Below are 14,687 nucleotides of genomic sequence, written 5' to 3' on the forward strand. Positions count from 1 at the left end.
CTCACTGCGCGGCTCCCATCGTCAGCGCGGAGGTGGCGATGACGTGATCACCAAGGCTGTTGCTGCCCACCACTTTCAGCGTCACCAGGTCGCCTTCGACAGCGGTCACCTCACCACGGAAGGTGATGGTGTCGTAGGCGTACCACGGCACCCCGAGGCGCAGCTTGATCGACTTGATGATGGCGTTCGGGCCCGCCCAGTCGGTGACGTAACGCCCCACCAGACCGGTGTCGGTCAGGATGTTGACGAAGATGTCCTTGGAGCCCTTGGCCTGCGCCTTGTCCCGGTCGTGGTGCACGTCCTGGTAGTCCCGCGTGGCGATCGCCGTCGAGACGATGAACGTCGGGTCGCCGTAGATCGAGAGTTCGGGCAGCTTGGTGCCCACGGCGGTGTTCACAGCGGCGGCGGTCACTTGGCGGCCTCCCAGGCGTACAGACTCCAGGCCGGACTGACATCGCTGTCCGGGAAGTCGAGGAACGTTGCGCTGACCGGCATTCCGATCTTCACGTCGTCATGCTCGACGCCGCGCAGCTCACCGAGCATGCGCACACCCTCTTCGAGTTCGACGAGCGCGATGATGAACGGCAGGCTGCGGCCGGGCACCTTCGGCGCGTGGTGCACGACGTAGCTGAACACCGTGCCCCGGCCCGACGAGACGACATAGTCGATCGGGGCATCCTTGTCCTGCCAGATCGCGGGCACCGGCGGGTGCTGCAGCGAGCCGTCGGGCCGCTTCTGAATCCGCAGTTCGTGCGCATTGACGCCGTCCCAGAAGAACTGGGTGTCGCGCGACGACGACGGGCGCATCAGCTTGTCGGGGTCCAGATCGGCTGGGATGGAACCAGTTTCGGCTGCTTCTTTACCTTGCTTGTTGGCCGGCAGGAACTTCATGATGCGCCAGTCCATGTCGGCGACTTCCTCGTCACCGACATGCCAGCGGATCTTCTGGTTCACGAAGTAGCCCTCGCCCAGCGCCGTCTGCTTCGGACCGACCACGTCGGTGACCTCGGCACTGATGCTGACGCGTTCGCCTGGCTGCAGGTAGCGGTGATAGGTCTGGTCGCAGTTGGTGGCGACGACGCCGACGTACCCGGCGTCGTCGAACAACTTCATGATCCGGGCCAGCGGATCGTCGTCGGACCGGGTGCGGCCCAGGCCCATCATGGTCCAGACCTGGATCATGGCGGGCGGCGCCACGATGCCGGGGTGCCCGGCGGCCTTGGCGGCCTCCTCGTCGACGTAGATCGGGTTCTTGTCGCCGATCGCGTCGACCCAGTGGTGAATCATGGGCTGGTTCACCGGATCCCGGCTCAGGGTCGGCTTGCTGCGCCCGGATGCGACGATCTCGTCGATACCGGCCTGAAGATCAGTCATCGATCGCCCTCCTACCGCGAGACCCGCGGCACCTTGAGGCCCGATGCGGCGATCATCTCGCGCATGACCTCGTTGACCCCGCCACCGAACGTGATGACCAAGTTGCGCTTGGCCATGGTGTCCAGCCACTGCAGCACCTTGGCGGTGTGCTGGTCGGCAGGGTTGCCGAAGCGTCCCACGACCTCTTCCGCCAGCCGGCTCACTTCCTGAATGCGCTCGGTGGAAAAGACTTTCGTCGCGGCCGCATCGGCGACGGCGATGTTCTCACCGGACGAGGCGACCTGCCAGTTGAGCAGTTCGTTGAGCCGCATGATCGTCTTGATCTGCCCCAGCAGCCGCTTGGCCTCCGGATTGTCCAGCGGGACAACGCCATCGGAGCCGGGCTGGGAGGCCCAGCCGTGCACCTGCTCGTAGATGCCCGCCACGCGACCGGCCGGTCCCAGGCCGACACGCTCGTGGTTGAGCTGAGTGGTGATGAGCTTCCAGCCACCGTTCTCCTCGCCGACCAGCATGTCGGCGGGCACCCGCACATCGTTGTAGTACGTCGTGTTGGTGTGGTGGGCGCCGTCGGACAGGATGATCGGGGTCCAGGAGTAGCCCGGGTCCTTGGTGTCGACGATCAGGATCGAGATGCCCTTGTGCTTCGCCGCGGTCGGGTCGGTGCGACAGGCCAGCCACACGTAGTCGGCGTCGTGGGCACCGGTGGTCCACATCTTCTGGCCGTTGACGATGTACTCGTCACCGTGCCGCACGGCGGTGGTCCGCAGCGATGCGAGGTCGGTGCCGGCCTCGGGCTCGGAGTAACCGATCGCGAAATGCACCTCGCCGGAGAGGATTCCGGGCAGGAACTTCTTCTTCTGTTCCTCGGTGCCCAGCAGCTGCAGGGTGGGTCCCACGGTCTGCAGCGTGACCATCGGCAGTGGGATGTCGGCGCGGTTGGCCTCGTTGATGAAGATCTGCTGCTCGATGGGCCCGAAGCCCAGGCCGCCGTACTCCTTGGGCCAGCCCACACCGAGCTTGCCGTCGCTGCCCATGCGCTTGATGACGGCGCGGTAGGCCTCGTTGTGCCGGTCGGTCTCCATCGCCGCCGCCTCTTCGGGCGTGATCAGCGTCGAAAAGTACTCGCGCAGTTCGGATTGCAGCTTGCGCTGTTCCGCGGTCAGGTCGATAAACATCAGGCTCCCACCAGATCGAGACGGTGCGACGGACCACCGAGCAGGCGGTTCAGGTCCTTGATCGAGGAGTAGTAGCGGTCCATCGGGTAGGTGATGTCCATGCCCATGCCGCCGTGCAGGTGATGGCACAGCCGCATGGCCGGCGGGGCCTGCGAGGTCAGCCAGTAGCCCAGGATCGCCAGGTCCTCGGATGCGTCGAGTCCCTCGGACAACCGCCACACCACCGAGGTGGAGACGAGATCGATTGTCCGCGAGGCGATGTAGACCTCGGACAGCTGCGCTGCCACCGTCTGGAAGGTGGACAGCGGCCGGCCGAACTGCTCGCGCGTCGCGGTGTAGTCGGCGGTCAGCCGCAGTGCACCGGCGACCAGACCGGCGCCGAACGCGCCGATCATGGCCAGCGCCAGCTCGTTCACCCGCGCCACCGTGGCGCCGGCCAGCACGTCGTCGTCGGCCACTGCCACGTCGGTGAAGGTGACGACGTATTCGTCCGAACCGTTGGCGGTCGGGGTCTTCTCGACCGTCACACCGGCGGCCTTCGGCGACACGACGACCACACCGCTGTCGGTGGTGACGAGCAGCCACTGCGCCGTCTCTGCATACGGCACACCGATTTTGGTGCCGTTGAGCTTGCCGCCGGCGTAGCTGGTCGACGGCTTCTCCGGCAGCTGGTTGCCGGCTTCGTTCAGGGCGGCAGACAACACCGCGCCCTGCGCGACACCCGCGAGGTACCGGTCCTGCTGCGCTTCGGTGGCCAGGTCGACCAGCGGGACCAGGGCGAGCCCGATGGTGGCGAGGGCCGGCCCCGTGGTGCCGCGCCGACCGATCTCGGTCAGTGCGGTGGCCGCCTCCGGCAGCCCCAGCCCGTCACCGCCCAAGCGGTCCGGCACCGCGAGTGCCACGACGCCACCGGAAACCAGTGCTTCCCAAGTGTTTTCCCGCTCGAGCACAGATGTCACCACATCGGCGACAGCCTGCTGCTCAGGGCTCGGTGTGAAATCCACCCGAATCCTCCTTGATTCGTGTTACCGGACTACTGCAGTCAGTCGCCGTCAGTGCTGGACGGGGCACTTACCCGTGTAGTCAACCTGCCAGTGCTTGATGCCGTTGAGCCAGCCCGACATGAGCCGCTCGGGCTCGCCGATCGAGGTCAGGTCCGGCATGTGGTCGGCGATGGCGTTGAACATCAGGTTGATGGTCATGCGCGCCAGGTTCGCGCCGATGCAGTAGTGCGCGCCGGTGCCGCCGAAGCCGACGTGCTGGTTCGGCGACCGCATGATGTTGAAGGTGTGCGGGTCCTCGAACACCTCTTCGTCGAAGTTGGCCGAACGGTAGGACATGACGACCCGCTCGCCCTTCTTGATCTTCACGCCACCGAGCTCGGTGTCCTCCAGAGCGGTGCGCTGGAACGCGGTGACCGGCGTGGCCCAACGGACGATCTCGTCGGCGGCCGACTCCGGGCGCTCCTTCTTGTAGAGCTCCCACTGATCGGGGTTCTGGGAGAAGGCGATCATGCCGTGCGTGATCGAGTTGCGGGTGGTCTCGTTACCGGCGACGGCCAGCATCACCACGAAGAAGCCGAACTCGTCGTCGGACAGCTTCTCGCCGTCGATGTCGGCTTCGATCAGCTGCGTGACGATGTCGTCGGTCGGGTTCTTGGCCCGCTCGGCGGCCATGTTCATGGCGTAGGTGATCAGCTCGAACGAGGATGCGGCCGGGTCGATGTGGGCGTACTCCGGGTCCTCGCCGGCGGTCATCTCGTTGGACCAGTTGAAGAGCTTGTCGCGGTCTTCCTGCGGCACGCCGAGCAGTCCGGCGATGGCCTGCAGCGGCAGCTCGCAGGACACCTGCTCGACGAAGTCACCGGTGCCCGACGCGGCGGCGGTCTCGGCGATCTTCTGTGCCCGCTCGTTCAGCTCGGCCTGCAGTCGGCCGATGGCACGCGGGGTGAAACCACGGGAGATGATCTTGCGCAGGCGGGTGTGCTGCGGGGCGTCCATGTTCAGCAGCACCGCGCGCTGCACGTCGACGGCCTCACGCGTCATGGCCTGCGGCCACACCGGAATCGCGCCATCGGGTGCGCTGCCGAAGATATCGTTGCGCTTCGACACCTCTTTGACGTCGTCGTAGCGGGTGACGATCCAGTAGCCCTTGTCACCGAAGCCGCCGGTGCCGCCGGGCACGTCCACCCAGTGGATGGGCTCCGACTTGCGCAGCGCGGCGAGTTCCTCGACAGGCAGCCGCTCCAGGTTGAGGTTCGCGTCCAACAGGTCCAGATCGGACGGGATGGGGCAGGGCATGGTGTCTCCTTGGGGAATCCAACGCCTCAGAACAGGGTTCCGAGACAAATCCTTCTAGTTCGGCGTTGCGACCATTGAAACACGCCTTCACCGCAGATAAAAGGCACGTCCCGATGATTGCTTGTCAGAGTAATGAAACGTGTTCTAGCCTGAGCTCATGGGTAATCCTGTCATCGTTGAAGCCACTCGCAGCCCCATCGGCAAGCGGGGAGGCTGGCTGTCCGGCCTGCATGCGACCGAACTTCTGGGCGCCACGCAGAAGGCTCTCGTCGAGAAGGCCGGGCTGGATGCCGGCGACGTCGAGCAGCTCATCGGCGGCTGCGTCACGCAGTACGGCGAGCAGGGCAACAACATCACCCGCCAGTCCTGGCTGGTCGCCGGATTGCCCGAGCACGTCGGCGCCACCACCATCGACTGCCAGTGCGGCAGTGCCCAGCAGGCCAACCACCTCATCGCGGGTCTGATCGCCACCGGCGCCATCGACATCGGCATCGCCTGCGGCATCGAGGCCATGAGCCGGGTGCCCCTGGGCGCCAACGGCGGTGGCGCGCGCGCCGCATCGTGGGACATCGACCTGCCCAACCAGTTCGAGGCCGCCGAGCGCATCGCCAAGCGCCGTGGCATCACGCGCGACGACATCGACGCGCTGGGCTTCGCCTCGCAGGCCAAGGCCAAGCAGGCCTGGGCCGAGGGCCGCTTCGACCGCGAGATTTCGCCCATCGAGGCGCCGGTCATCGACGAGAACAAGCAGCCGACCGCCGAGCTGAACCTGGTCAGCCGGGACCAGGGCCTGCGCGACACCACCCTGGAGGGCCTGGCCGCGCTGAAGCCGGTCATCGAAGGCGGCATCCACACCGCCGGCACCTCGTCGCAGATTTCCGACGGTGCCGCCGCGGTGCTCTGGATGGACGAGGACAAGGCCAAGGCCCTCGGCTTCAAGCCCCGCGCCCGGATCATCGCGCAGGCCAACGTCGGCGCCGAGACCTACTACCACCTGGACGGCCCGGTGCAGTCCACCGCCAAGGTGCTCGAGAAGGCGCGCATGTCGATGGCCGACATCGACCTGGTCGAGATCAACGAGGCGTTCGCATCCGTCGTGCTGTCCTGGGCTCAGGTGCACAAAGCCGACATGGATAGGGTCAACGTCAACGGCGGCGCCATCGCGCTGGGCCACCCGGTCGGTTCCACCGGCTCGCGGCTCATCACGACGGCGCTGCACGAGCTGGAACGGACCGGCAAGTCGACGGCGCTGATCACGATGTGCGCCGGCGGTGCGCTGTCCACCGGCACGATCATCGAGCGCATCTAGAGCGAGGAGCAGGGTCGCCACCATGGCCGACGGGGAAATGAGCGACAGGCAGCTGAAGATCCTGAATTCCAAGGGAATGCAGGTCGGCTTCAAGTGGATGTCGCGGATCAACACCTGGGCATTCCGGGCCACCGACGGCCGGATCGGCGCCAAGTGGCGGCTGGGCTCCAAGCCCGTCGCCACGCCCCCGCCCGTCGGGATCCTGACCACGATCGGCCGCAAATCCGGCGAGCCGCGCGACAGCCCGCTGCTGTACCTGCGTGAAGGCGACCGGATCGTCGTCGTCGCCTCGCAGGGCGGTCGCGACACCCATCCGATGTGGTACCTGAACCTGGTCGCCAACCCGAAGGTGACGTTCCAGGTGCGCGGCGAGAAGCTGCAGCGGATCGCCCGTGAGGCCACCGATGCCGAACGCGACGAGTACTGGCCCAAGCTCGACGCCATGTACCCGGACTTCGTCGACTACCGCTCGCACACCGACCGGAAGATTCCGATCATCCTGCTCGATCCGGCCTGAGCACCGACCGAAGAACTCCCCTGGACGCCCGTTGTCCAGGGGAGTTTTTCGTGGGCGGTGAACCGATCAGGCCCGGCGATCGCGCCAGCAAAGTTCTTCAGTTAATTGACGGAACGGACTAGACAGATTCATAGATGTGTACATAGTGTGGCCCTGCACACATCCAGGGCAACACTATGGAGCCGTCTATGTCATCAATGTTCCGTCGGGGGCTGTCGCACAGCCGGACATTCAAACGCGGAGCACGAGGCGCGGCCGTCCTGGTCGCGGCCGTGTTCATGTTCCTCACCTCGGCCTTCTCGGCCTGGGCCGCAACCAACATCACCATCACGTTCGTCCGGCACGGCGAATCGGCGGGCAACGCCTCGGGCCTCATCGACACCAAGATTCCGGGCCCCGACCTGACGGCGACGGGCCAGACACAGGCCCAGACCGTCGCCGGCGTCCTCGCCAACGACGGCCTGGCGCACGACGCCATCTTCGCCTCGGACATGGTGCGCACCCAGCAGACCGCCGCGCCGTACGCCACCGCGACCGGCATGCCGGTGACGGTGCTCAGCGGTCTCCATGAAGTGCAGGCCGGCATCTTCGAAGGCCAGTCGCAGGACTCCGGCTTCGCCCGCATCCTCTACGCGCTGATCCCGCTGTCGTGGGCCACCGGCAACCTCCTGATGCCGATGCCCGGTTCGCCCGACGCCAACGGCATGGTCTTCCAGGACCGATTCAACGGCGCGGTCGACGACATCTACAACAGCGGCGCACAGAACCCGGTGGCCTTCGCGCACGGCATGTCGATCATGGCGTGGACGCTGATGAACGTCGAGAACCCCGACCTCACGCTGATGCTGAAGCACCCGCTGGGCAACACCGAGATCGTCACCGTGACCGGCAACCCCGAAGACGGCTGGACCCTGGAGAACTGGGGCGGTATCGCCGTCACGCAGAACCCGGCGCTGCCCACCAAGCTGTTCGTCAACGTCCGCGACGCCGTCAAGGTGCCGCAGATGGCGCTCTACAACGTGGCGAAGGCGCTGCGGACCGGCAACATCTCCAACATCGCCAACGCCATTCGCGACGGCGTGTTCGATACCGCCAAGGCCGTCGTGAACCTCCCCGTCAACATGGTCAAGAGCGTCGTGAAGTCCGTCCAGACCGGCACCGTCTTCAAGGCGGCACCGCCGCCTTCGTCGGTGCAGGCCGTCACCCCGAATGCGGCCGCGGCCAAGGAATCCGACAGCACCGACAAGCCTGCGGTGACGCCGACGCTCGCCAAGCAGGTCTCCGCCCTGAAGCCGGCCACCACTGGCGCCAAGGACAAGACCGTCAAGACCACCAAGGTCGACGACACCCCGGCCGACACCACCAAGGCTGACGACGTCAAGGCCGGCGACACCAAGGCCGACGACGCGACCGCGGGCGGCACCAAAGCCGACGACAAGGGCACCGAAGGTCAGGGCACCAAGGTCAAGAAGGACAAGTCGAAGAAGGACAAGGCCACCAAGGCCGAGGCCGCCAAGTAGCAACAGCAAAGAGGCTCCCCCAGAACGAGTTTCGTTCTGGGGGAGTTTTTCTTTCCGAGACGGAATGAGTGGCTCGGCCGCGGTCGTTGTCGTTGATATGCCAACCGGAGTTGTGCTGGACCCCGACCGTAGTTCCCCCAATCATGTCGCTGCCGCGATCGATCAGGCCCGCCGCGCCTACAACGCCGGCGTGGGCCAGGTGTGGATCGCCCAGCAGTTCGACCACGACGCCATCTCGCTCGCCGGATACGTCGGCGCCGCGGTACCCGGCCTTGCCGTCGGCACCTTCGTCGTACCGATCAATCCGCGCCACCCGCTGACGCTCGCCTCGCAGGCCCTGACCGCCCAAGCGGCCACCGGCGGGAACTTCAGCCTCGGCCTGGGTTTGGGAGCGCACGGCCCCGAACAGGTGGCTTTCGGCACCGCATGGCCCAACACCATCGGCCGGCTGCGCGAACACCTGCAGGTGCTCCGGTCGATCATCGACACCGGCACCGTCGACTTCCACGGCGACGAATTCACCGCCGCCCCAGAGTTTCCGGTGACGGTCGCCGGCGGCACGCCCCTGCCGGTCTACGTCGCGGCCATGGGACCCAAGGCATTACGTGTGACAGGAGAATTGGCGGACGGCACGCTGCCCTATCTGGCCGGGCCGCGCACCATCGAGGAATTCATCGTGCCGACCATCTCCGAAGCGGCCAGCGCAGCCGGAAGGCCCGCGCCCAAAGTGATTGCCGCGGTACCCGTCCTGGTGACCGACGACGTCGACGAAGGCCGGACCACCGCCGCGGAGGCCCTCGAGTTCTACGCGACCATCCCGTCGTACGCGAAGGTGATCGAACGCGAAGGCGTCGACTCGGTCATCGATCTCGCGGCCGTCGGTACTGCCGCGCAGGTGTCGACTCAACTCCGCCGCTACTTCGCGGCAGGGGCGACCGATGTCGTGCTCAGTCCCCTCGTCCGCACGGGCATCGCAGCGCTCGAACCGATCTGGGATGTCGCCGCCGCGCTGTGAAGCAGACCAAAAAAGCGTCCCCGCAACATGATTGGTTGCGGGGACGCTTCAGCAATCGTGGCGGTTACGAGCCGTAGACCGGCACCGCGGGACGTGCCTTGGCCAGCAGATCCGCGACGACGGGGCCCAGCTCGGCCGGGTCCCACTTGGCACCCTTGTCGATCTCAGGGCCGTGCGCCCAGCCCTCGGCGATGCGAATCTTGCCGCCTTCGAGCTCGAACACCTTGCCCGTGACGTCACGCGACTCGACACTGCCCAGCCACACCACCAAGGGCGAGATGTTTTCGGGCGCCATGGCATCGAAGGCCTGGTCCTGAGTGGCCATCATGTCGGCGAAGACCGTCTCGGTCATGCGGGTCCGGGCCGACGGCGCGATGGCGTTGGCGGTGACGCCGTAGCGACCCATCTCGGTCGCGGCGACCAGCGTGAGTGCCGCGATGCCGGCCTTGGAGGCGCTGTAGGTGGCCTGGCCGACGCTGCCCTGCAGGCCGGCGCCCGAGCTGGTGTTGATGATGCGGGCATCGACGGTCTCGCCGGCCTTGGACTTGGCCCGCCAGTACGCGGCGGCGTGCTTCATGGTGGCGAAATGCCCCTTGAGGTGCACCGCGGTGACGGCGTCGAATTCGTCTTCGGTGGCGTTGGCGAGCATGCGGTCGCGGACGATGCCGGCGTTGTTCACCAGCACATCGAGCGTGCCGTACGTGTCGACGGCCTGCTGGATCAGGGCCTCGGCCTCCGCCCAGTTCGCGACGTTCGAGCCGTTGGCGACGGCCTCGCCGCCGGCGGCGACGATCTCGTCGACCACGTTCTGTGCGGCGCTGCCGCCACCGGCGGGCGAACCATCCAGGCCGACACCGATGTCGTTGACCACGACGCGGGCACCTTCCGCGGCGAACGCGAGCGCGTGCTCACGCCCGATTCCGCCACCGGCACCCGTCACGATGACCACGCGGCCGTCGAGCAATCCCATTTGATCTCTCCCTTTACTTGTTGGCGCTTGACGCTTCGAGGTAGTGCGGCGGCTCGCCGCCGCCGTGGACCTGCAGGGACGCGCCGCTGACGTACGACGCGGCCTCGGAGGCCAAAAATGCTGCGGCCCAGCCGATGTCGGTGGGCTTGGCCAGCCGCTTCAGCGGCACCGTCGCGGCCACGGCGGCGACCGACTCGGCGTCGCCGTAGAACAGCTCGGACTGCTCGGTCTCGACCATGCCGACGATGACGGAATTCACCCGGACCTTGGGCGACCATTCGACGGCGAGCGTCGTGGTCAGGCTGTCGATGCCGGCCTTGGCGGCACCGTACGCACCGGTGCCCGGAGTTGGTCGGTGGGCGCTGACGCTGGAGATGTTGACGATCACGCCGCCGGCGTCCTGCTGCTGCATCACCGCGTTGGCGTGCGTCGAAACCAGCAGCGGCGCAATCAGGTTGAGCTCGATGATCTTGGTGCTGAACTTGGCCGACGCGTCGGCGGCCAGCGCGAACGGCGAGCCACCGGCGTTGTTGACGACGACGTCCAGCCGGCCGTGCTTGGCGACGATGGCGTCGATCATGGCCTTGACCGCCGCGTCGTCACGAACGTCGCAGGCGTGGAACTCGTAGGGCAAGCCCTCGACCTCGCGCCGCGCGCAGGTGATCACGGTGGCGCCCTGCTCGGCGAACACCGCGCTGATGCCGGCGCCGACGCCGCGCACACCGCCGGTGACCAGCACCACGCGACCGGCCAATTGCAGATTGATTCCAGCAGTCACTGTGCTAGCGTACCAAGCAAGTGCTTGCTTAGGTACCCGTCCCCCAGGAAGTGACTGATGACCATCACCACCAAGACAGTCGAACCGGGCATCGTCTCGGTCACCGTGAACTACCCCCCGGTCAACGCCATCCCGTCGGCCGGTTGGTTCGAGCTGGCCGACCAGATCACCGCCGCCGGGCGCGACAAGAGCACCCACGTGGTGATCCTGCGGGCCGAGGGGCGCGGCTTCAACGCCGGCGTCGACATCAAGGAAATGCAGAACACCGAGGGCTTCGGCGCGCTGATCGACGCCAACCGCGGCTGCTACGAGGCGTTCCGCGCGGTGTACGAATGCCAGGTCCCGGTCGTCGCGGCCGTCAACGGCTTCTGCGTCGGTGGCGGCATCGGCCTGGTCGGCAACGCCGACGTCATCGTCGCGTCCGACGATGCGAAGTTCGGTCTCCCCGAGGTCGAGCGCGGCGCCCTGGGCGCGGCGACCCACCTGTCGCGCCTGGTCCCCCAGCACATGATGCGCCGGCTGTTCTTCACCGCCGCGACCGTGCCCGCCTCGACGCTGCAGCACTTCGGTTCGGTGCACGAGGTCGTCCCGCGCGAAGAACTCGACGAGGCCGCGCTGCGCGTCGCCCGCGACATCGCGAGCAAGGACACCCGCGTCATCCGCGCCGCCAAGGAGGCACTGAACTTCATCGACGTGCAGCCCGTCAACGCGCGCTACCGCATGGAGCAGGGCTTCACCTTCGAACTGAATCTGTCCGGCGTGTCCGACGAGCACCGCGACGAGTTCGCGGGGACCAACAAGGGGTCGAAATAATATGGCAGACAAGACAACAACTCTCGATGCGGCCGTAGCCGAGATCGAAAGCGGCATGACCATCGGCATCGGTGGCTGGGGTTCGCGCCGCAAGCCGATGGCGTTCGTGCGGGCGCTGCTGCGCACCGACGTGACCGACCTGACCGTCGTCACCTACGGCGGCCCGGATCTCGGATTGCTCTGTGCCGCAGGCAAGGTCAAGCGCGTCTACTACGGCTTCGTGTCGCTGGACTCGCCGCCGTTCTATGACCCGTGGTTCGCGCGCCGCCGCACCGAAGGCGCCATCGAGGCCCGCGAGATGGACGAGGGCATGCTGCGCTGTGGCCTGCAGGCTGCCGCACAACGTCTTCCGTTCCTGCCGATCCGTGCCGGCCTGGGCAGCGACGTCCGCGCCTTCTGGGGTGACGAACTCAAGACCGTCACCTCGCCGTACGAGACCGACGGTGCCCACGAGGAACTCATCGCCATGCCGGCGCTGAACCTCGACGCCGCCTTCGTGCACATGAACCTCGGTGACGTGAAGGGCAATGCCGCCTACACCGGCATCGATCCCTACTTCGACGACCTGTTCCTGATGTCGGCCAAGCGCCGCCACCTGTCGGTCGAGAAGATCGTCTCCACCGAAGAACTGGTGAAATCGGTTGTGCCGCAGCAGCAGATCATCAACCGCATGATGGTCGACACCGTGGTCGAGGCCCCCAATGGCGCCCACTTCACCACCAACGAGCCCGACTACCGGCGCGACGAGAAGTTCCAGCGCCACTACGCCGAGGCCGCCGGCTCGGACGAGACGTGGGCCGAGTTCGTGAAGACCTACCTGTCCGGAACCGAGGCCGACTACCAGGCCGCGGTCCGTAAGTTCGCCGAGGCCCAAGCAGCCCAGAAGGAGGCCGCCAAGTGAGTGACGCAACCCGCGCCGAGGTCTGTGCCGTCGCCTGTGCCGAATTGTTCCGTGACGCAGGGGAAATCATGGCCAGTCCCATGACGACCGTCGTGCAGATCGGCGCCCGCCTGGCCCGGCTGACCTTCTCCCCCGACATCGTGATCACCGACGGTGAGGCCCGCATGCTGGCCGACACCCCGGCGATCGGCGCCCCGTTCGCCGTCGAGGGCTGGATGCCGTTCAACCGCGTCTTCGAGACGCTGGCCTGGGGCCGTCGCCATGTGGTCATGGGCGCCAACCAGATCGACCGCTACGGCAACCAGAACCTGTCGGCCTTCGGCCCGATCCAGCAGCCGACGCGCCAGATGTTCGGTGTCCGCGGCGCGCCCGGCAACAGCATCAACCACGCCACGAGCTACTTCGTGGGTAACCACACCAAGCGCGTGTTCGCCGAGTCCGTCGACATCGTCTCCGGAATCGGCTGGGACAAGGTCGATCCGGCCAACCCGGCATACCGCTTCCTGAACGTATACCAGGTGGTCTCCAACCTGGGTGTGTTCGACTTCAACGGACCCGAGCACCAGATGCGCGCCGTGTCGCTGCACCCGGGTGTGACGGCCGACGAGGTCGCCGACAACACCTCGTTCGAGGTGCACGGCCTCGACGCCGCCGGCGAGACCCGCCTGCCGACCGCCGAGGAACTGCAGCTGCTGCGTGAGGTCATCGACCCGAAGTCGTTGCGGGACAAAGAGGTCAAGGCCTAAGTCATGGGCAAGCTCAGGACACCGCTGACCGAACTGGTCGGCATCGAGTACCCGATCGTGCAGACCGGCATGGGCTGGGTGGCCGGCGCGCGACTGGTCGCGGCCACCTCCAACGCCGGCGGGCTCGGCATTCTGGCGTCGGCGACGATGACGCTGGAAGAGCTGCAGACCGCCGTCACCAAGGTCAGGGCGGCCACCGACAAGCCCTTCGGCATCAACATGCGTGCCGACGCCGGCGATGCGGATGCCCGCTGCGACCTCCTGATCCGCGAAGGAGTCAAAGTCGCCTCCTTCGCCCTGGCCCCCAAGCCCGAGCTGATCGCCAAGCTGAAAGATGCGGGCGTCGTGGTGATCCCGTCGGTCGGCCTGGCCAAGCACGCCAAGAAGGTGGCGAGCTGGGGTGCCGACGCGGTGATCGTGCAGGGCGGCGAAGGCGGTGGCCACACCGGCCCGATCGCCACCACGCTGCTGCTGCCGTCGGTGCTCGACGCCGTCAAGGACACCGGTATGCCGGTGATCGCCGCGGGCGGTTTCTTCGACGGTCGTGGCCTGGCGGCCGCGCTGTCCTACGGCGCCGCCGGCGTCGCGATGGGCACGCGGTTCCTGCTGACCTCGGACTCGACCGTGCCGGACGCCGTCAAGCAGCGCTACCTGGAAGCCGCACTGGACGGCACCGTGGTGTCGACCCGCGTCGACGGCATGCCGCACCGGGTGCTGCGCACGGGTCTGGTCGAGAAGCTCGAAAGTGGTTCTCCGGTGCGCGGTTTCGTCGCCGCAGTCGGCAACGCGCAGAAGTTCAAGAAGATGTCGGGCATGACCTGGCGGTCGATGATCAAGGACGGCCTGGCCATGCGCCACGGCAAGGACCTGACCTGGTCACAGGTCGTCATGGCCGCCAACACCCCGATGCTGCTGAAAGCCGGTCTGGTGGAAGGCAACACCGAGGCGGGCGTGCTGGCCTCGGGCCAGGTGGCCGGCATCATCGACAGTCTGCCGTCGTGCGCCGAGCTGGTGCCGCGGATCGCCGACGAGGCCATCGCCCACCTGCAGGCTGCGACGAGCTACATCGTCTAACTACTGCACGACCAGTCGTAAGCCCCCAGATCTTTGTGGATTTGGGGGCTTACGCCTGTGCGCGGCAGCGAGGTTCGCGTCGAGGGTGCGTACAGATCGTCAGGTCCACTCTTGAGACGCGCTGGCGGCACAGTCGCGAGCCTCTGCCTGCTCGGCACTCGACAAGCAAATGCCTAGTGGCGTCGAGCGTGCGCT

General features: G+C 66.7%; 15 protein-coding genes. 8 read left to right on the forward strand and 7 right to left on the reverse strand.

Annotation, left to right across the window (positions count from 1 at the left end; translation table 11 throughout):
- Window position 1: 1 nt before the first annotated feature.
- From VXD91_RS18540 to VXD91_RS18560, 5 genes are read right to left on the reverse strand one after another with little or no spacing between them, the layout of a single operon-like run.
- Window positions 2–385 carry a MaoC family dehydratase gene (locus VXD91_RS18540; protein WP_346416098.1) on the reverse strand — a complete coding sequence of 128 codons (384 nt, stop codon included), beginning with the start codon at window positions 383–385 and terminating at the stop codon, window positions 2–4.
- Window positions 386–408: 23 nt separating this feature from the next.
- Window positions 409–1,374 (reverse strand): bifunctional MaoC family dehydratase N-terminal/OB-fold nucleic acid binding domain-containing protein, encoded by a 966-nt coding sequence (locus VXD91_RS18545; protein WP_346416063.1) that lies wholly within the window; start codon window positions 1,372–1,374, stop codon window positions 409–411.
- An 11-nt stretch (window positions 1,375–1,385) separates the two neighbouring features.
- A complete protein-coding gene (fadE29, locus tag VXD91_RS18550) occupies window positions 1,386–2,549 on the reverse strand; it encodes an acyl-CoA dehydrogenase FadE29 (protein ID WP_318985446.1) in 1,164 nt (387 codons plus the stop codon).
- Complete coding sequence (locus tag VXD91_RS18555; protein WP_318985445.1) at window positions 2,549–3,553, reverse strand: acyl-CoA dehydrogenase family protein; 1,005 nt, start codon at window positions 3,551–3,553, stop codon at window positions 2,549–2,551. Before VXD91_RS18555 ends, fadE29 begins: the two co-directional genes overlap by 1 nt.
- A 48-nt stretch (window positions 3,554–3,601) precedes the next feature.
- The gene (locus VXD91_RS18560; RefSeq protein ID WP_318985444.1) at window positions 3,602–4,849 is read right to left on the reverse strand and encodes a cytochrome P450; all 1,248 of its coding nucleotides are present in this window, start codon (window positions 4,847–4,849) and stop codon (window positions 3,602–3,604) included.
- Window positions 4,850–5,006: 157 nt separating this feature from the next.
- Here VXD91_RS18560 and VXD91_RS18565 point away from each other — a divergent pair, with 157 nt between their 5' ends.
- The 4 genes from VXD91_RS18565 (at window position 5,007) to VXD91_RS18580 (ending at window position 9,210) form a co-directional block, all read left to right on the forward strand.
- Window positions 5,007–6,158: a steroid 3-ketoacyl-CoA thiolase gene (locus tag VXD91_RS18565; RefSeq protein WP_212807224.1), complete on the forward strand. Its 1,152-nt coding sequence runs from the start codon at window positions 5,007–5,009 to the stop codon at window positions 6,156–6,158.
- A gap of 22 nt (window positions 6,159–6,180) precedes the next feature.
- The gene (locus tag VXD91_RS18570; protein WP_305798793.1) at window positions 6,181–6,675 is read left to right on the forward strand and encodes a nitroreductase family deazaflavin-dependent oxidoreductase; all 495 of its coding nucleotides are present in this window, start codon (window positions 6,181–6,183) and stop codon (window positions 6,673–6,675) included.
- Between the two features lie 188 nt (window positions 6,676–6,863).
- The gene (locus tag VXD91_RS18575) at window positions 6,864–8,195 is read left to right on the forward strand and encodes a histidine phosphatase family protein (protein ID WP_346416064.1); all 1,332 of its coding nucleotides are present in this window, start codon (window positions 6,864–6,866) and stop codon (window positions 8,193–8,195) included.
- Between the two features lie 97 nt (window positions 8,196–8,292).
- Window positions 8,293–9,210, forward strand: a complete 918-nt coding sequence (locus VXD91_RS18580; RefSeq protein ID WP_318985442.1) for an LLM class F420-dependent oxidoreductase — start codon at window positions 8,293–8,295, stop codon at window positions 9,208–9,210.
- 64 nt (window positions 9,211–9,274) lie between these two features.
- On the opposite strand, the gene VXD91_RS18585 is transcribed toward VXD91_RS18580, so the two are convergent.
- Window positions 9,275–10,180, reverse strand: a complete 906-nt coding sequence (locus VXD91_RS18585; protein WP_318985441.1) for an SDR family oxidoreductase — start codon at window positions 10,178–10,180, stop codon at window positions 9,275–9,277.
- Between the two features lie 13 nt (window positions 10,181–10,193).
- On the reverse strand, window positions 10,194–10,958 hold the full coding sequence (locus VXD91_RS18590; RefSeq protein ID WP_226519803.1) for an SDR family oxidoreductase: 765 nt from the start codon (window positions 10,956–10,958) through the stop codon (window positions 10,194–10,196).
- Between the two features lie 57 nt (window positions 10,959–11,015).
- Here VXD91_RS18590 and echA20 point away from each other — a divergent pair, with 57 nt between their 5' ends.
- From echA20 to ipdC, 4 genes are read left to right on the forward strand one after another with little or no spacing between them, the layout of a single operon-like run.
- Entirely contained in the window at window positions 11,016–11,771 is a 756-nt protein-coding gene (gene echA20, locus VXD91_RS18595) for a (7aS)-7a-methyl-1,5-dioxo-2,3,5,6,7,7a-hexahydro-1H-indene-carboxyl-CoA hydrolase (RefSeq protein ID WP_212807227.1), read from the forward strand.
- A 1-nt stretch (window position 11,772) separates the two neighbouring features.
- Window positions 11,773–12,672 carry a cholesterol ring-cleaving hydrolase subunit IpdA gene (gene ipdA, locus VXD91_RS18600; protein WP_212807228.1) on the forward strand — a complete coding sequence of 300 codons (900 nt, stop codon included), beginning with the start codon at window positions 11,773–11,775 and terminating at the stop codon, window positions 12,670–12,672.
- Window positions 12,669–13,418: a cholesterol ring-cleaving hydrolase subunit IpdB gene (ipdB, locus tag VXD91_RS18605; RefSeq protein WP_212807229.1), complete on the forward strand. Its 750-nt coding sequence runs from the start codon at window positions 12,669–12,671 to the stop codon at window positions 13,416–13,418. The genes ipdA and ipdB overlap by 4 nt, the downstream gene beginning before the upstream one ends.
- 3 nt (window positions 13,419–13,421) lie before the next feature.
- Window positions 13,422–14,492 carry a (3aS,4S,5R,7aS)-5-hydroxy-7a-methyl-1-oxo-octahydro-1H-indene-4-carboxyl-CoA dehydrogenase gene (ipdC, locus tag VXD91_RS18610; RefSeq protein ID WP_346416065.1) on the forward strand — a complete coding sequence of 357 codons (1,071 nt, stop codon included), beginning with the start codon at window positions 13,422–13,424 and terminating at the stop codon, window positions 14,490–14,492.
- Window positions 14,493–14,687: the final 195 nt, after the last annotated feature.

The sequence above is a fragment of the Mycobacterium sp. SM3041 genome (genome assembly GCF_039668335.1).
Taxonomy (GTDB): domain Bacteria; phylum Actinomycetota; class Actinomycetes; order Mycobacteriales; family Mycobacteriaceae; genus Mycobacterium.

Excerpts from the sequence above, each read along its gene's own strand:
- VXD91_RS18575 (WP_346416064.1), top strand. The coding sequence starts at position 6,864 with ATGTCATCAATGTTCCGTCGGGGGCTGTCGCACAGCCGGACATTCAAA.
- VXD91_RS18570 (WP_305798793.1), top strand. The coding sequence starts at position 6,181 with ATGGCCGACGGGGAAATGAGCGACAGGCAGCTGAAGATCCTGAATTCC.
- echA20 (WP_212807227.1), top strand. The coding sequence starts at position 11,016 with ATGACCATCACCACCAAGACAGTCGAACCGGGCATCGTCTCGGTCACC.
- VXD91_RS18545 (WP_346416063.1), bottom strand. The coding sequence starts at position 1,374 with ATGACTGATCTTCAGGCCGGTATCGACGAGATCGTCGCATCCGGGCGC.
- VXD91_RS18585 (WP_318985441.1), bottom strand. The coding sequence starts at position 10,180 with ATGGGATTGCTCGACGGCCGCGTGGTCATCGTGACGGGTGCCGGTGGC.
- ipdA (WP_212807228.1), top strand. The coding sequence starts at position 11,773 with ATGGCAGACAAGACAACAACTCTCGATGCGGCCGTAGCCGAGATCGAA.
- ipdC (WP_346416065.1), top strand. The coding sequence starts at position 13,422 with ATGGGCAAGCTCAGGACACCGCTGACCGAACTGGTCGGCATCGAGTAC.
- VXD91_RS18560 (WP_318985444.1), bottom strand. The coding sequence starts at position 4,849 with ATGCCCTGCCCCATCCCGTCCGATCTGGACCTGTTGGACGCGAACCTC.
- fadE29 (WP_318985446.1), bottom strand. The coding sequence starts at position 2,549 with ATGTTTATCGACCTGACCGCGGAACAGCGCAAGCTGCAATCCGAACTG.
- VXD91_RS18565 (WP_212807224.1), top strand. The coding sequence starts at position 5,007 with ATGGGTAATCCTGTCATCGTTGAAGCCACTCGCAGCCCCATCGGCAAG.
- VXD91_RS18580 (WP_318985442.1), top strand. The coding sequence starts at position 8,293 with ATGCCAACCGGAGTTGTGCTGGACCCCGACCGTAGTTCCCCCAATCAT.